This is a genomic window from bacterium, from assembly GCA_022616075.1.
Classification (GTDB): Bacteria; Acidobacteriota; HRBIN11; order JAKEFK01; family JAKEFK01; genus JAKEFK01.
Genome location: JAKEFK010000048.1, coordinates 35,204 through 50,637 on the forward strand (window position 1 = coordinate 35,204; position 15,434 = coordinate 50,637).

Sequence of the window (15,434 nt, forward strand, 5' to 3'; positions counted from 1 at the left end):
ACATATTTTAGCCCCCATCATCTTCGGCCACAAGGGTATTCAATTGCCATATTCTCCAACCAGGCGGAGGAGTAAGAAAAAGCCAGGATAGAAGTTCTCTTCATCGCAATCCATTGTAAAGAGAGGCTGCGCGTCGACGGCGTTGAACAAATAGAACTTCCCAGAATCGAAGGAATACGAGAGCGGTTTTGAAAAGGGGAACGTCATGCTGAAATTTCCGCCGAGCAAACTGGTCGACAGATAACGAACCTCATCTTTTGAAATGCGAGCAAACCGTCCCCAGGGAACATCCTGTTGAGTTGCGACTTTCAGGTAGAGGCGGTCTGCGATTTGCTTGGAAATGTCCAGTTTGGCTTGTTCCAATTCCTTATCATTGCCGTAGCGTTGTGTTTTGATTTGCATCAACTTCAAATCAGGTAAAGATTTGAGCTTCAACTGGGTCCGCGTGAAAGCGTAAATTCCATTTACGAATTGAAGGCCGACTGCGTATTGAAGCGTTTCACAATTCCTGAAAAAAAGGACTCTGTGTCCCGGCCGCTGAATGATTCCGTTCTCGTAAAAATCCCACGTGCGTCTCTGGAGCAGGATTGACAGAAATAACTGAAGCGCCGAATCGTCCTTTCGTCTGAATAAGAGCCGGCCCAAAGAACTGGACGATTGCGGAGGTGGATTCTTTTTAACGTAGCGATCCAGTATTTCCAAAAGAATACGTGATTGTGCGGTTTCCATTGGAATTCGAACAAAGGGATAGCTCTCTTGCAATTTCCAAACGGTTACATGATTTTCGCTCATTGCGGCATCCCAAATTTCTTTGCAATTCAGTTTCTTTCCGTTTGATTGCAAAGCTTCCGCCGTCAAAATCCAGCCATTTCCCTGCAGAGATCCTCCCGATTCGATCTCATTTTGTGCGCGATCGGCCAGTTGTCCAATCAGTTTGTTAGCAAAAAACGGGAAATCGTCAGGAGGATCGATCTTACTGATGTGTTTTAGAGAAATTTTTCCGGAGGAAGTGGCCAGAATGATCTCGTATTTTGTTCCGGTGCAGATCCCATTCGTATATGAATCCGCTTCCTTCCATTTCAAAATCCGCGCATCGGAAAAGAAAATGGATGAGTCATTACTCCCGATTCGGATTCGAAAGCCATTCTGATGAATGAACAATACAGGTTTCCAAAAAAAATACCGGGAAGAGCTCAGAATGAGTGGTGGCTTTTCCTCAGAACCTAGATCAGGATTGGTGTGTTTCAAACTCACGCGCCACACGGTGGCCCAAAAGATGATTTGCGATCAGGTAGCGCACTTCCAGATACGTTGCGAATCCGCTGATCATCACAGCCAGAAATCCAAGACTGAAATGAAACCATACAGGAAAAACTCCTGTGTGCACTCCCCCGCCCAGAATTGTTTGTATCATTACGGCAAGCATAGCCATTGTTGCAACTTTAAAAATGCTCTTCCGGTACGTTTTGGTTTGCGCCACATATTTTTGGTCCAGATGCTTTTTTTCGACCGCTTCACGGATCATGCGTCCCACAGCAACCACATACATCATTGTGAGACTGTGCGCAAAAACGTTCAGCGCGGTCGCGCAAAGAGCCATAACGATGTGAGAGCGGATCGAAGGTCCTGAATCCACAAGGATTCCCTGAGCAAACACCCAGACTAGAAATACGATCGAAGCGAGGTTGAAGGTGATAAGAATCCCGGTCATGAGTGATGGCGCGCTAGAAAATTGAGGACGACGGGATTTACTTCATCGGGAAACTCACGCCAGAATCCGTGTTTGCCACGCGAGAAAATCATCAGTTCGGCGTTCGGAATGGAAGCGGCCAGATCGCGGGATTGTTCCGGAGTTGTGATCGAGTCCTCCTTCGCAGCGATCACCAGAGTGGGAGCTTTGATTTGTCTTGCCAGCTCCCGGCTGTCATGCGTCTCGCAGGCAATCGACTGGCTAAGATAGCCTTGCAGCAGCTCTTCTGAGCCGATTTCTGCCAGCAACCGCCGCGCTTCATCCAGGCGGGAACGATTCGTCACACAATATTCATTCGAATAGGATAGAAGGAAAGCCAACCGGTAAGTTTCGAAAAGTCCGGCTTTTTCGGCGAGAATGCGCCCCATCTCGAGCAGCTCCTCTCCGTACGAATCATGCCGCATTAATGTGCAGGCGAGAACGAGCGAACGGACCCTTTCCGGATGGCGCGCGGCAAGAATCTGAGCGATCATTCCTCCCATGGATTTCCCGACTACATGAACCTGTTCCATCTGGAGTTGGTCCAAAAGCGCTATCGCATCTTCAGCCATACTCTCAGTCGTGTAAGTTCCGGAGGGTTTCGTGGATCTCGCTGATCCTCGATTCTCCAGTATGATCGTTTTGTAACCTTCCTTCAGGACGGGTAAAAATGTTCCCCAAGTTCCAGCATCGGAACCCAACCCGGGAATCAACAGGATTGGATCACCGGACCCGTTTACTTCGTGGTAGAGATTGATGCCATTAACGCGAGCGTATGTCATATCATATTCAAGAGGCTAGAGGGCAGCCTTCCAGGCTGCATTACGGGCCGCAGGCATCTTACCCGCTGCGTACTGGAAGTCCGCGGCGCCTAATGCGGGCTGGAAGCCCGCGCTCCATAGTCACAGCGTACTCATCAACTCTTCCACTTCTTTGCGATCGGCGGCATTCGGATTCAGCTCAAGATATTTTTGAAATTCTGATTTCGCCTCCGCACTTTTGGATTGTCCCAACAAAGCCATTGCGAGTTGATAGTGAGCAACTGGCTCTTTTGGATTGATCTCAACAGCTTTCCGATAGGCGCTCTCCGCCTCAACATACTTGCCGGAGTTGGAATAACATACACCTAGATTGTAGAAAGCATTGTAGTTTTGCGGCAACAGTTCGGTCGCTTTCGTGAGCGCGTCGATTGCTGGAGAATCAAACTTTCTTTCGGCAAGATAACTATTGCCAATCGCAAGATAACCTTCACCGAAATCCGGTTTCAGCTTGACCGCTTCTTGAAAGTGCTGCCTTGCCTTTTCTAAGTTATCTTTACGTTCATAAGCAGCCCCCAGATTGTAATGAGCAACCACAAGCGTTGAATCGAGTTGCAATGCTTTTTCGAACGCGGCAATTGCTTCGTCCAATTTCCCTCCGTTCAACGCGGCAAGTCCGGCTTTTGCCTCTTTAACGGCAGGCGATTCTTCAGACGCGGCGGGCTGCTGCGTTTTCTGCTGAGCCGCAACGGATTGCATCTTAAAATCTACAGTTGTTCCTTTGTCGGCTAAAGTTACACGAACGTCAGCGTACTCATACTCTACCGGCTTATATCCTTCTTTGCTGACCGTGACCCGGTACTCTCCGGGGAATACACCTATGTGTATGTATTCCCCTTTTGCATTTGTATGCGCAGTGTATTTCTGACTGATTTCGCCGGTCGAACTAATCGTGATCGTGGCCTTGTCAATCGGTTTTCCATCCACATCCTTGACCGTACCGCGGACCTTCCCGGCTGCAGCAAAAACCTGCACCGATATCAGGAGAAAGAACAAAAACAGAAAACGAAACTTCATCACTTTGATCCTACTTAATTGTAAAACCAGCTTCCTGAGTTGCCGATTGACTGCTGCCCTTATCGTTGACAGTCAACTTGATTTTCCATTCGCCCGGTGTGAAAAAGGATTCACTCAAGGAAAAACTTGTGGGAACGGTCATCTTCTTGCCGGTCACCAGACCCTTGGCAGGAGAAGGCGTTGTTGGCTTCGGTTTGTCGGTTCCTTTTTGAAAAGTAATGGTTGCTTCCAGGCTTGCTTGACCAGTTGCGTCTTGCTGAAAGTTGTAAGCTTCATAGACAATAATCAACTCATCGGTTTTTGAGAATACTCGTTCGGTATTCGGATCCACTTTGATCTTTCCAAAGGTATAGGGTGTTTTCTCAGGTTTTGCCTCCGTCAATTGATTGAACTTTTTCGAAAGGATGATGGAGCTGATCGCGAATTTTCCATCGTATTGAGGAACGCTCAGCGTCTTCTTTACACCGCCGGCTTTTCCTCCGGAGCTTACTGCAAGCGCCACGGAATATTCGCCGGGGGTCATCGGCAGTCTGCTCTGAAAATAGCCGGCAGGCTCAGCAGGTGTTGCCGTCGCATCCACAAACGGGAGTTCCGTCTCCTTCACAGTATTCCCTGTTGAATCGAGGACGCGGATGCCGACTTTTCCGCCGCTTGAATCTGCGCCTGTGTTGAGCGCAAAGGTTGAAAACACCTCGCCTTCAGAAGTCATGAAAGAATCAACCAGAGCAATTACCGGAATGTCCTTCGGAGCAGCACCCGTTGCGGTTGCATCCAGTGCGGCCTTGACATCGGGGGACGTGACCGGTGGCGCATCGCTGACTGCGGGTTTCGCTGCGGCCTGTGGCTGCTTCGCAGCCGGCTCTTGCGGAGTGTGCGCTGCTGCCTGACCAGCGCTGATGGCTCGCTCGCGCGCTTTTTCCAGAAGAGCTTGAGCTATTTTCTTGTCGGCAAATTTCCATGCTCCTCCGGATACTCGGAATTCAATCGTGACCTCCCCGGATGCTACTTCAGCCGGCAAATTCCGGAAAACCCAAACCTGCTTCCCGGGCGCGCCTCCCTCTTCTTCTTCACCGTAACCCGCAGGTTTTCCTCCTTCCTGTTTTTGATCCGCTGGAGGCCCCAGCAAAAGCAGCGTCTGGCCCATGTCTGATTCAAAAGCGCGTTTGTCCTTCATCTTGGCATTCACTTGCGCAAAATTCGTTTCATAGTTGTTTTTGAATTCATTTTCGGGCGTGCCTGCGGTCGGATCTCTTTTTGCCCAGAAATCCGCCACGAATTTCTCCTTGTCTGCGTCAGATTTCAATTTCTTGAAATCGGCCTTTTCCTGTTCTGTCATCAGGACTTGAATTTGATCAATCCACTTGTCGGCGGCAAAAGCAACGACAGTCAGAGCGAGAAAACAGAACATTGCTAACTTTTTCATTGTTCTTTCTCCTTTGAACGTTGATTTAAACAGTGAACCTAACGTATGAGTGCAAGGGGGCCAGGTTTGCGAAGTATTCAGGGTGAAAAATTTCTGCGAGCATTTCCAGCCCGTCTACCAGACGCGGACCCGACCGGCTGAAATACGAGTTCGCGTCTACTACAAAGATGGCCTGATTCTGATATGCCCGCAAGTTCTCCCAGGGATAACTTCGCCTGACGCGAAAAAACTCTTCGCGCGCCCTGCCTAAATTATAACCGCACGGCATGAGGATGATAATATCAGGATTCTTTGATTGCAATTCCTCCCAGGACAGGCCGCGAGAAGGCTTTCCCCCTTCTGCCAGAACCTCCTCGGCGCCCGCAAGCTGCACCATTCCAGGAATCCAGTGTCCAGTGCGCCACAGCGGCTCGAGCCATTCCAGACAACCCACAGTTGGTTTCTCACACAAAGTAGCTGCGGGAGCAATTCTCCTGACCCTTGCGTGAAGCTTTTGGATTACACCATCAGCATCCATTCCGGCTGATCTGGCAACTGTATCCATGTCGGCAAAGACATCCTCCAACAATTTCGGGCTCAGGCTGACGATTTCCGGCTTCTTTCCCAACAAATCCACGGCGCGCTGAACTTCTCCAGGAGTGATCGCACACACATGACAAAGATCCTGTGTGACGATCAGATCCGGGTCAGCCTCACTCAAAAGTTGATCATTGATTCGATACAAACTCTCCCCCGCTGTTGCAAGACGCTTCACTTCCGTGTCTATTTCTTCTTGCGTCATCTTCTCCGAATCGAAAACGCACTGAGTCAGTACCGGCAAGGAGCGCGCTTCGGAGGGGTAATCGCATTCGTGAGTTACTCCCACAACCTTGTCGCCCAAGCCCAGCGCAAAGAGTATCTCTGTTGCAGATGGTAATAAACTAACGATTCTCATATTCTAGAATGTGTTAAAACACTTCCTTGAAAGGACGCAATATATTATCATTTGACGCTTCTTCATGAAAAATCAAAGAATACGAAACTTTAGTATTATTGCGCACATTGATCATGGCAAGTCGACTCTTGCGGATCGGTTGCTGGAGCTGACCGGAGCTTTGTCCGCTCGAGAAATGTCGGAACAGGTCCTGGACACAAATACCATCGAGCGAGAGCGTGGCATAACGATCAAAGCTCACGCGGTTCGCCTGGAATACAAAGCCAAAGATGGCGAGACATACATCCTGAACTTGATTGACACACCCGGACATGTCGATTTTTCCTACGAAGTTTCCCGGTCCCTTGCTGCATGCGAAGGCGTTCTGCTTGTGGTGGATGCAGCACAAGGTGTAGAAGCTCAAACGCTCGCAAATGCGTATCTTGCCCTCGAAAACAACCTGATCATTCTACCGGTGATCAACAAGATCGATCTACCGAGCGCAGACATCGAACGGACAAAAGAACAGCTTCAAAACATCATCGGTTTTACGGATGAAAAGATGTACTACGTGAGCGCAAAAACCGGTATCGGTGTGCCGGAGCTGCTGGAAGGATTGATTCATACGATTCCTCCACCCAAGGGAGATCCTGAAGATGCATTGAAGGCGCTGATTTTCGACTCATGGTACGACTCTTACCGCGGTGTGGTTGTGCTCGTTCGTGTTTTTGAAGGAACGTTGCGTGTACGGGACCGCATCAAATTCATGTCAAACAATCAAAGCTACGAAGTGACAGACCTCGGAGTCTTTACGCCGAAAATGAAATCGGTGGATGAGCTGGCCGCCGGAGAAGTCGGTTGTATCATCGCCGCAATCAAAAGGATCGAGGATACAAAGATAGGCGACACTGTCACATTGGAAAAACGACCCACTGATGCGCCTTTGCCGGGATTTCGAGAAATCAAACCGATGGTTTTTGCTGGCCTGTATCCCACAGAAAGCACGGAATACGAATCGCTCAGAGATGCTTTGGAAAAGCTCCGATTAAACGATTCATCCTTTTTCTTCGAGCCGGAGAATTCAATGGCGCTCGGATTTGGTTTCCGCTGCGGTTTTCTCGGATTGCTTCACATGGAAATCATTCAGCAAAGGTTGGAAAATGAATTCAACATTTCTCTGATTACAACCGCTCCGAATGTCCGCTACCGAATGATTTTAACCAGCGGCACCGTCCTGGAAATCGAAAATCCATCGAAAATGCCGGCAAGCCAGCTGATCACACAGATGGAAGAACCGATGATCGAAGCATTGATCATGACAAAAGACGAATTTGTTGGTCCGATTCTGAAGATCTGCGAGGCCCGGCGTGGCGTGCAAAAAGGGATGGAATATCTTTCCACAGATCGCGTGCTGATCAAGTACGATCTTCCGTTGAACGAGATCGTGATCGATTTTTACGACGCCTTGAAATCCGTGTCCAGAGGTTATGCTTCCTTCGACTACAACTTCATCGGCTATCAGCCCTCCGAACTCGTGAAGCTCGATCTCCTCGTAAATGGCGAGCCTGTGGACGCCCTTTCGTTGATCCTCCATAAGGAAAAAGCTTATTATAGAGGGCGTGCTCTTGCCGCAAAAATGAAGTCGCTGATTCCCCGTCAGCTCTTCGAAGTCGTGATTCAAGCAGCCATCGGACATAAAATCATAGCTCGTGAAACCGTTTCTGCAATGCGCAAGAACGTGATTGCCAAATGCTATGGCGGGGACATCACGCGAAAGCGAAAACTACTGGAGAAACAAAAAGAAGGCAAGAAGAGAATGAAGCGTGTGGGAAAAGTCGATATCCCGCAAGAAGCCTTTCTCGCAATCCTGAAGGAGGATCAAAAGCAATAATGGAAACTGTCGAATTCAAAAAATCAGTCGCTCGTGAGTATTTTGAAGCGATTGTACTCGCCGTTGTCCTTGCATTATTTTTTCGGACCTTTGTTGTAGAAGCGTTTAAGATACCCAGCAGCTCCATGGAAGACAATCTGTTGATTGGCGATCACATACTAGTGAACAAGTTTGCTTACGCGCCAACGATGTTTAATTGGGAGAAAAAGATTTTGCCGATCAGGAACGTGAGCCGGACTGATGTAATTGTTTTCAAATATCCGGAAGACCCTGGCCGGAATTTCATTAAGAGAGTTATCGCTGTTGAGAACGAAGAAATCGAAATTCGGAACCGCCAGGTCCTTATTAACAGTAAACCGATTGAAGAACCGTACAAAGTGCATAAATCCGATTTACAGCCGGATCTTGTAGGAATTGTCAGTGATGATTTTGGACCCAAAAAGGTCGGAAAAGGTCTTTATTTTGCCATGGGAGATAACCGCGACAACAGCAAAGATAGTCGCGCGTGGGGACTTGTGCCGAAGGATTTTATAAAAGGGAGAGCTTTCATTGTTTACTGGTCATTTGACGGACCGCAAAACATTGGACCATCCACCATGGGAGAAAATCTGCGGCACATTGCGCATATCGTTGTGAATTTTATTCCAGACACGCGGTGGGAACGCTTCTTCAAAATCATCCGGTGATGAACTTTGTACCGCCGGCTTCCAGCCGGCAGTCTGTAGCGCCGGCGGCTCGCCGGCGAAACATATCTGCACTCAGAGCATCGTTAACTGTATTCATCCTTCTAATCCCCCTCCTGTCCTTCTCCTCCTCACCCACCGTCGTCTTCATGAGCGACTTCGGCACCATCGATGACTCCGTCGCTATTTGCAAAGGTGTAATGCTTGGAATCGAACCGGATCTTCGCATCATCGATATCACCCATGAAGTTCAGCCCTTTTCCATCATGGATGCAGCGCGTTTCCTTGCAGGTACAGCACCTCACTTTCCTTCGGGCACGGTATTTGTTGTGGTAGTAGATCCGGGAGTAGGAAGCGTACGAAAACCGATCGTGGTCAAATCGCGAAAAAACCAGTTTTTCGTGCTCCCTGACAATGGCTTGATCACGCTCGTGGAAGAGGCCGATGGTATCGAGAGTGTGCGGGAAATCACAAACATAAAATGGATGAACGGGAATGCGCTCTCCTCAACCTTTCATGGCCGGGATATTTTTTCGCCTGTGGCTGCGCATCTGGCAAGCGGCAAAGATTGGATTGAGGTGGGACCCGTAGTCCCGACTCCGATCCGTCTGGATGTCCACCGATCCAGGATCGATGAAAAAGGACTCACGGGTGAAATTATCGGAACTGACGGTCCTTACGGAAACCTCCTGACAAACATCCCGGCAGAAATATTCCAGAAGATGAACATCGCGCTAGGCGATCTCATTCATGCGCGGATCGGAGAACGTGATTTTGAAATTCCGTTCGTCAAAACATTCAGTGATGTGGCTGTAGGTCAACCTCTTTTCTACATCGATTCGCGCGGGCGTCTCGGAATCGCTATCAATCAAGGCAACTTCGCGGACGCATATAAAATACGTCCTCCCGCCCCAATCTTTGTTTATCGCAGAAAGCCGTAATGGACGCACAGTAAGCAAATATTGTAGAATGGGGCGCTTTTGTAGCGCGGACGTCTCGTCTGCGCGCAGTTCCGCAGGCGGGACGCCCGCGCTACTTTGCGAGTTGTTTAGTTATGAAGATTGCTGAAAATTTACTGGACTTGATCGGCAACACGCCGCTCGTTTATTTAAACAAAGTTGTTCCAGCTTCCGGCGCCCGGATCGCGGCAAAACTGGAATTCTTTAACCCGTGCGGTTCTGTCAAAGATCGCATAGGACTTCACATGGTTCGGGATGCCGTCCAAAGAGGCGCGCTGAAGCCAGGCGGAACCATCATAGAACCGACTTCAGGTAACACCGGTCTCGGCCTTGCTATGGTTGCAAATATCCTGGGTTACAAGATGATCGCAGTCATGCCGGACAAAGTTCCTGTGGAGAAGATTCGTTTACTCGAAGCATACGGAGTGGAATGCGTCATTTGTCCCACCGATGTGGATCCCACAGATCCCAGATCCTATTACGAGACGTCCAATCGATTAAACCGGGAAATCCCAAATTCCTTCTTACCGCAGCAATATTACAACCCGAAAAATCCGGACGCTCATTATCAAACGACAGGCCCCGAAATCTGGCGCGATACGGATGGAAAACTGGATGCATTCGTCGCCGGTTGTGGAACCGGTGGAACCATTACAGGAACCGCCAGGTTCTTGAAAGAAAAAAATCCCGGCGTGCGAGTTGTGGGCATCGATACGGTTGGCTCCGTAATTAAAGGCTACTTCGAAACGGGAAAAATTGAAGGCTATCATCCTTACTTGATTGATGGAATCGGCGAAGATTTTATCCCAGGCGCTTACAATTTCGAATACATTGATGAAATCATTCAAGTTCCGGATAAAGAAGCGTATGAAATCACCATGCGTCTGGCGAAAGAGGAAAGCATTTTTGTCGGCTCTTCAGGTGGAGCAGCCGTTGCGGGAGCAATACATGTTGCTGAAAGGATGAAACCGGAACAGCTTGTTGTGGTGATCCTACCGGATACCGGAACCAGGTATCTTTCCAAACTCAACCAGGAATGGTTGCGCTCCAAACACCTCGTTGATTAGAATTTTTGCCCGTGTTGTTTCGCTAATTGCGCTGTTACTCTGCGTAGCAACCGCTTCTGCCGAACCGAAGAGGATTGTTTCCATCGCTCCCAGCTTCACTGAGATTCTTTACGCTCTGGGCGCCGGCCCGCAGATCGTCGGCACAACCCTTTATTGCGACTATCCCGCCGAAGCAACGAAAACCGAAAAAATTGGAGACGTGCTGAATCCCAATGTGGAAAAAATTATTTCTTTGAAACCGGACATAGTATTCGCCGGAAATTGGAAATGGAATGTGCCTGAAAAGTTACGAGCCGCAGGCATTCTGGTTGTAGAGGTTCCGGATGCCCAGACTCTTGATGATGTTTTTCAGCGATTCAATCTGATAGCCGGCAAGATCAACCGGCTCCCTGCTGCCACACAATTGATCGCAACCATGAAACAACAGATGGAAGAAATTCGGAAGCGAGCCGCTGCCAAACCACAGCGCACTGTATACATGGAGATTGATGCCGGCAATTGGACAGTTGGAGGCCAATCTTACCTCACAGAAATTTTGAAAGTCCTGGGTCTTCGAAACGTCTTTGGTGAACGGCAGGAACCTTATCTAACCGTTACGATGGAATCGGTCGTTGCCAGAAATCCCGATCTGCTGATGTCTCTCAGCCGCACGCAAGAAGAGTATCAGAGCCTGGCGGCTTGGCGGGCTTTGCGCGCTGTTCGCGAAGGTAAGATCATTGACAAGAATGCGATTGATTGGAATGCTATCACTCATCAGGGATCCCGTTTGATCGAAGGGATCCAGCAACTGGATTCACTGCTGAACAAGTAAACTATTTTTAACAGAAGAACGCAAAGATCAAGAAAAGTAGCGCGGGCGTCCCGCCTGCGAACGCTACGCAGACGAGACGTCCGCGTTCCTTCGCGTCCTTCGCGATCTTCTGTTCAAAAAAAATGCGAATCATCAGTTTGGTGCCATCGATAACCGAAACACTGTTCGAACTGGGTCTGGGTGATCAGATCGTAGCCGTCACCCGGTGGTGCACCAGACCAGCAGAAAAGGTTATCCATAAACCAAAAGTTGGTGGAACCAAGAATCCAAAACTGCAATCCATACTTGAATTCAAGCCTGATATTGTCATTTTGGATTGCGACGAAAACCGCAAAGAAGATGCCAAGGCGTTGGAGAAAAACAAGATCCGCACCTTTACAGTCTTTCCAAAAACGATTGACGATTCTATTCACATGATCCGGCAGCTGGGTGAGTTGTTTTCCGTGCAGCCCGCAGCTGCTGCAATGACTGAGGAGATTCAAAAGCTGCGAGAAGCATACAAGCCCGATCGTATCTATGAAAGCCTGATTCTGATCTGGCGCAAACCATACATGACAATCAACGCTGATACTTATGTTCACTCTGCCTGCGAGCTTTTTGGATTTCGCAATGTTTTTGCTTCCCATCAAAAACGATATCCGCCGTTAACGCCGGAAGAAATCGAGCAGATCGATCCGGAAATGATTCTTTTTCCTGACGAACCTTATCCATTTCGACGCAAACATCTGGATCTCTTCCAACAAGAGTTTCCTGGTATAAGAGCCGTGAGCAACGGTCAGATGTTCCTCTTTGACGGCAGCCACGTCGCCTGGCATGGCTTCGGGACATTGCGGGCCTTGCGCGAATTTCCGCTACAATTTCTTAACAAAAAATGAGCGGACATTTCGTTCGATGGATGTTTACGTTAGCTCTGTTGCTTGTGATCACATTTGCTGCTTCTCTATGGATTGGTGAAGTCCGCGAATGGAATCCCGCTGTGGTTTTCAACATCCGTTTGCCGCGCGCGCTGCTTGGACTCGTCGTTGGAATCGCGCTGGCAACTGCCGGTGCAGTTTATCAGGGATTGTTGCGAAATCCTCTTGCTGATCCGTACATTCTGGGAACTTCAAGCGCTGGAACTTTCGGAGCTCTGGTTGCAACGATTCTGAATTTTCATTTCCAATATACGCTTTATATTTTTTCAATTGGCGCCTGCTTCCTGAGCATGTTGCTTGTGTACCGCATCGCCACAACACACGGACGAACTCCCATCCAAACGCTCATACTGGCAGGCGTTGTCTCCAGCACTTTCTTCAGCGCGCTCGTTCTGCTCTTATTCACACTATTCCGGCGCGAATCCTTTTCCGTTCTATTCTTCATGCTGGGTTCTCTTTCAATCGCGGGCACAGGTTGGTCGATTGTGGTTTCGGGTTCGCTGGTCCTGGTAGGTCTGCTGATCGCGCTTTTTTATGCGCGAGACCTCGATGCGATGAGCGGTGGAGAAGAAGATGCAATTCATCTCGGCATCAAAGTTGAGACGACCAAGCAAATCCTTTTCTTCTCCTCTTCCCTTCTGGTAGGCGCAAGTGTTGCCCTGGCAGGCTCCATCGGATTTGTCGGTTTGATCATTCCTCATATTCTTCGTTTGTTGGTCGGACCATCGCACCGCAAATTGATTCTCGCAAGCGCCATCGGTGGCGCATTCTTCCTGGTGTTGATGGACATTCTGTCGCGAACGATTTTTTCTCCCGTGGAAATTCCGGTCGGCGTTTTTACTTCCCTTTGCGGCGCGCCCTTCTTTATCTTTCTCTTAAAAAAGAAACAAAAGGAACTGGTGTATTAATGATTTCTGCTCAGGACGTCGGTTTCGGTTATGACGGCTCGTTTCATCTTCAGAATATTTCATTTGAAATGTCGAAAGGCGCCTTCTGGGGTGTCATTGGTCCGAATGGCTCCGGAAAATCCACGCTGTTAAAAATCCTGAGCAAAGTGATCCAAGCGCAGCAAGGTACGATCAAAATTGACGGACAGCCCTTGAAAACATTCGCATTAACGGAACTCGCCAGAAGGATGGCTGTAGTTGGAAGCGAGGCTCAGTTTTCCTATCCATACCACGTTCAAGATGTTGTCCTTATGGGCCGCATACCTTTTGTGGGTAGACTCGGCATTCATTCCCAACGGGATCATCAGATCGTTGATTCTGTGTTGCGCAAAACGGAAACGTGGGCCTACCGCAACCGCTACATTCACGAGCTTTCCAGCGGTGAACGCCAACGCGTACTACTTGCGCGAGCGCTGGCTCAGGAACCACGCGTGCTTTTGCTGGATGAACCCACCGCGCACCTCGATCTCCATTATGAAATCGAAATCTTCCAGATCCTAAAAGCATTGAACGCTGAGGAAAGTCTCACCATCCTGACCGTTTCTCATAACCTGAACTTGATGGCCGAGTTCTGCGAAAAACTGATCCTCATGCAAGGAGGCCTCTGCCACCAGATCGGCACACCTGCTGAAATCCTGACTGCTTCATTGCTTCGTGATGTTTTTCGAATCGATTGCAAGATCGAAAAAAATCCCTTCTCTCAGGCACCGGCAATTCTTTTGAACACACGCATTGACAACCGCAACTGATAGAACGGTGAATGTCCGGAGTTCGCACACCGTTGTGTGAAATTCGTACAAGTCCTTCAAAAACTCTCTCACTGATTTCCTCACCTTAGCTCGTCAGAATCGAGGCCTTTTCAGACTGCTGGCGAATATCTTGCGTTAGATCAGCCCTTAAGAAGGAGGAACCTATGAATTCAAATTTAACCAAACTGGCTCGCACAAATTGGCAAATCATATGGATGATAACTTTTGCTTTTTTTGTCAGCCTATTATCCTCAATTCCGGCTGATGCGGCTTTTCCGGGAGCCAATGGCAAAATCGCGTTTGAGAGCCGCGATCTGGTTGGGGGAGTTTTCCAGGTTTACGTGATGGATGCGGACGGCTCGAATGTGACGCGTCTGACTGATGCAGCAAGTAACGAACGGCCAGCCTGGTCTCCGGACGGCGCCAAAATTGCGTTTGTAAGTAGTCGCGATGCAGGCGGTGAGATCTATATCATGAACGCCGATGGCTCCAATCAAACGCGTCTTACCAATACTCCTGCAAGCAGCGAACTGTTCCCCTCCTGGTCGGCGGACGGCAGTAAGATCACCTTTGAAAGCGATCGAGATGGAAATTTTGAAATTTACGTAATGAATGCCGATGGAACCAATCAGACCCGCATTACCAATGACCCGGCTTTCGATGCCTTTCCCGCGTGGTCGCCCGATGGAACCAAGATTGCCTTTACAAGCGAGCGAGATGGGAACAGAGAAATCTACGTTATGAATACGGATGGCACAAACCAGACGAATCTCACGAACAATCCTGCGAACGAAGAAGATTCCGATTGGTCGCCCGATGGAAGCAAGATCCTTTTTACCAGCGATCGAACTCTCGTCTTTACCGTATTTGTCATGGATTCTGATGGATCAAACCAGACACCGCTTACGGATTCCGGATTAGCGGATTCATCAGGTGTATTCTCTCCCGATGGCACGAAGATCGCTTTTCTTAGCGCTCGGACTGGGAACGTTGATATATTCAGCATGGATGCGGACGGAACAAATCCGATCAACTTAACCAACAATTCTGATTACGACATAAATCCAGACTGGCAGCCGCTTCCCAATTTCAATTGCCCTCATCCGAAGGGATTTTGGAAAGAAGATCCATCTGCCTGGCCGGTGTCCTTCCTCACTTTAGGAAGCCAGCTTTACACCAGCGCCGAGCTGCTTTCCATTCTGAATAGTCCGATTCGCGGTGATGCAAGCTTGATCCTGGCGCACCAGTTGATCTCTGCCAAATTGAATATCGCAAACGGTTCCAACCCGGCTCCTGTAAGCCTAGCAATATCGGATGCGGATAGTCTGCTCTCCTCTTTCTTCGGCAAGTTGCCCTACGATGTCAGGCCGTCAACAGCAACCGGAAGGGCTTTGAAAGATGCAGCGGATACGCTTTCGAACTATAACCAGGGCGAGTTAACGCCAGGGTGCGAACCATAACACATTGACAAGCGGTACTAACTCGATAGGTTATTCCGGGGGCGATTCAGGAA

General features: G+C 49.0%; 15 protein-coding genes. 9 read left to right on the forward strand and 6 right to left on the reverse strand.

Going from position 1 to position 15,434, the window contains the following annotated elements; genetic code table 11:
• Positions 1 to 39: 39 nt before the first annotated feature.
• The 6 genes from L0156_04215 to L0156_04240 all read right to left on the reverse strand — a co-directional run bounded on the left by L0156_04215 (position 40) and on the right by L0156_04240 (position 5,921).
• The gene (locus tag L0156_04215; GenBank protein MCI0602195.1) at positions 40 to 1,248 is read right to left on the reverse strand and encodes a hypothetical protein; all 1,209 of its coding nucleotides are present in this window, start codon (positions 1,246 to 1,248) and stop codon (positions 40 to 42) included.
• Positions 1,229 to 1,711, reverse strand: coding sequence for a hypothetical protein (locus L0156_04220; protein MCI0602196.1), 483 nt, complete (start codon positions 1,709 to 1,711; stop codon positions 1,229 to 1,231). The genes L0156_04215 and L0156_04220 overlap by 20 nt, the downstream gene beginning before the upstream one ends.
• Positions 1,708 to 2,511 carry an alpha/beta hydrolase gene (locus tag L0156_04225; protein ID MCI0602197.1) on the reverse strand — a complete coding sequence of 268 codons (804 nt, stop codon included), beginning with the start codon at positions 2,509 to 2,511 and terminating at the stop codon, positions 1,708 to 1,710. The genes L0156_04220 and L0156_04225 overlap by 4 nt, the downstream gene beginning before the upstream one ends.
• 120 nt (positions 2,512 to 2,631) lie before the next feature.
• The gene (locus L0156_04230) at positions 2,632 to 3,564 is read right to left on the reverse strand and encodes a tetratricopeptide repeat protein (protein ID MCI0602198.1); all 933 of its coding nucleotides are present in this window, start codon (positions 3,562 to 3,564) and stop codon (positions 2,632 to 2,634) included.
• Positions 3,565 to 3,574: 10 nt separating this feature from the next.
• The gene (locus tag L0156_04235; protein ID MCI0602199.1) at positions 3,575 to 4,987 is read right to left on the reverse strand and encodes a GWxTD domain-containing protein; all 1,413 of its coding nucleotides are present in this window, start codon (positions 4,985 to 4,987) and stop codon (positions 3,575 to 3,577) included.
• 25 nt (positions 4,988 to 5,012) lie between these two features.
• A complete protein-coding gene (locus tag L0156_04240) occupies positions 5,013 to 5,921 on the reverse strand; it encodes a cobalamin-binding protein (protein MCI0602200.1) in 909 nt (302 codons plus the stop codon).
• A gap of 64 nt (positions 5,922 to 5,985) precedes the next feature.
• On the opposite strand from L0156_04240, the gene lepA reads away from it, so the two are divergent.
• The 9 genes from lepA to L0156_04285 all read left to right on the forward strand — a co-directional run bounded on the left by lepA (position 5,986) and on the right by L0156_04285 (position 15,381).
• Positions 5,986 to 7,791, forward strand: a complete 1,806-nt coding sequence (gene lepA / locus L0156_04245) for a translation elongation factor 4 (GenBank protein ID MCI0602201.1) — start codon at positions 5,986 to 5,988, stop codon at positions 7,789 to 7,791.
• Positions 7,791 to 8,477: a signal peptidase I gene (gene lepB / locus L0156_04250; GenBank protein ID MCI0602202.1), complete on the forward strand. Its 687-nt coding sequence runs from the start codon at positions 7,791 to 7,793 to the stop codon at positions 8,475 to 8,477. Before lepA ends, lepB begins: the two co-directional genes overlap by 1 nt.
• Positions 8,477 to 9,415, forward strand: a complete 939-nt coding sequence (locus L0156_04255; GenBank protein MCI0602203.1) for an SAM-dependent chlorinase/fluorinase — start codon at positions 8,477 to 8,479, stop codon at positions 9,413 to 9,415. Before lepB ends, L0156_04255 begins: the two co-directional genes overlap by 1 nt.
• Positions 9,416 to 9,528: 113 nt before the next feature.
• Positions 9,529 to 10,500 (forward strand): cysteine synthase family protein, encoded by a 972-nt coding sequence (locus tag L0156_04260; GenBank protein ID MCI0602204.1) that lies wholly within the window; start codon positions 9,529 to 9,531, stop codon positions 10,498 to 10,500.
• The gene (locus tag L0156_04265) at positions 10,493 to 11,311 is read left to right on the forward strand and encodes an ABC transporter substrate-binding protein (protein MCI0602205.1); all 819 of its coding nucleotides are present in this window, start codon (positions 10,493 to 10,495) and stop codon (positions 11,309 to 11,311) included. Before L0156_04260 ends, L0156_04265 begins: the two co-directional genes overlap by 8 nt.
• Before the next feature lie 122 nt (positions 11,312 to 11,433).
• Complete coding sequence (locus tag L0156_04270; protein MCI0602206.1) at positions 11,434 to 12,186, forward strand: helical backbone metal receptor; 753 nt, start codon at positions 11,434 to 11,436, stop codon at positions 12,184 to 12,186.
• Positions 12,183 to 13,133: an iron chelate uptake ABC transporter family permease subunit gene (locus L0156_04275; protein MCI0602207.1), complete on the forward strand. Its 951-nt coding sequence runs from the start codon at positions 12,183 to 12,185 to the stop codon at positions 13,131 to 13,133. Before L0156_04270 ends, L0156_04275 begins: the two co-directional genes overlap by 4 nt.
• Positions 13,133 to 13,921: an ABC transporter ATP-binding protein gene (locus L0156_04280; protein ID MCI0602208.1), complete on the forward strand. Its 789-nt coding sequence runs from the start codon at positions 13,133 to 13,135 to the stop codon at positions 13,919 to 13,921. The genes L0156_04275 and L0156_04280 overlap by 1 nt, the downstream gene beginning before the upstream one ends.
• Positions 13,922 to 14,085: 164 nt before the next feature.
• Positions 14,086 to 15,381 (forward strand): LpqB family beta-propeller domain-containing protein, encoded by a 1,296-nt coding sequence (locus L0156_04285; GenBank protein MCI0602209.1) that lies wholly within the window; start codon positions 14,086 to 14,088, stop codon positions 15,379 to 15,381.
• Positions 15,382 to 15,434: the final 53 nt, after the last annotated feature.

Excerpts from the sequence above, each read along its gene's own strand:
- L0156_04225 (MCI0602197.1), bottom strand. The coding sequence starts at position 2,511 with ATGACATACGCTCGCGTTAATGGCATCAATCTCTACCACGAAGTAAAC.
- lepA (MCI0602201.1), top strand. The coding sequence starts at position 5,986 with ATGAAAAATCAAAGAATACGAAACTTTAGTATTATTGCGCACATTGAT.
- L0156_04220 (MCI0602196.1), bottom strand. The coding sequence starts at position 1,711 with ATGACCGGGATTCTTATCACCTTCAACCTCGCTTCGATCGTATTTCTA.
- L0156_04260 (MCI0602204.1), top strand. The coding sequence starts at position 9,529 with ATGAAGATTGCTGAAAATTTACTGGACTTGATCGGCAACACGCCGCTC.
- L0156_04280 (MCI0602208.1), top strand. The coding sequence starts at position 13,133 with ATGATTTCTGCTCAGGACGTCGGTTTCGGTTATGACGGCTCGTTTCAT.
- L0156_04275 (MCI0602207.1), top strand. The coding sequence starts at position 12,183 with ATGAGCGGACATTTCGTTCGATGGATGTTTACGTTAGCTCTGTTGCTT.
- L0156_04255 (MCI0602203.1), top strand. The coding sequence starts at position 8,477 with ATGAACTTTGTACCGCCGGCTTCCAGCCGGCAGTCTGTAGCGCCGGCG.
- L0156_04240 (MCI0602200.1), bottom strand. The coding sequence starts at position 5,921 with ATGAGAATCGTTAGTTTATTACCATCTGCAACAGAGATACTCTTTGCG.
- L0156_04230 (MCI0602198.1), bottom strand. The coding sequence starts at position 3,564 with ATGAAGTTTCGTTTTCTGTTTTTGTTCTTTCTCCTGATATCGGTGCAG.
- L0156_04285 (MCI0602209.1), top strand. The coding sequence starts at position 14,086 with ATGAATTCAAATTTAACCAAACTGGCTCGCACAAATTGGCAAATCATA.
- L0156_04270 (MCI0602206.1), top strand. The coding sequence starts at position 11,434 with ATGCGAATCATCAGTTTGGTGCCATCGATAACCGAAACACTGTTCGAA.
- L0156_04235 (MCI0602199.1), bottom strand. The coding sequence starts at position 4,987 with ATGAAAAAGTTAGCAATGTTCTGTTTTCTCGCTCTGACTGTCGTTGCT.
- lepB (MCI0602202.1), top strand. The coding sequence starts at position 7,791 with ATGGAAACTGTCGAATTCAAAAAATCAGTCGCTCGTGAGTATTTTGAA.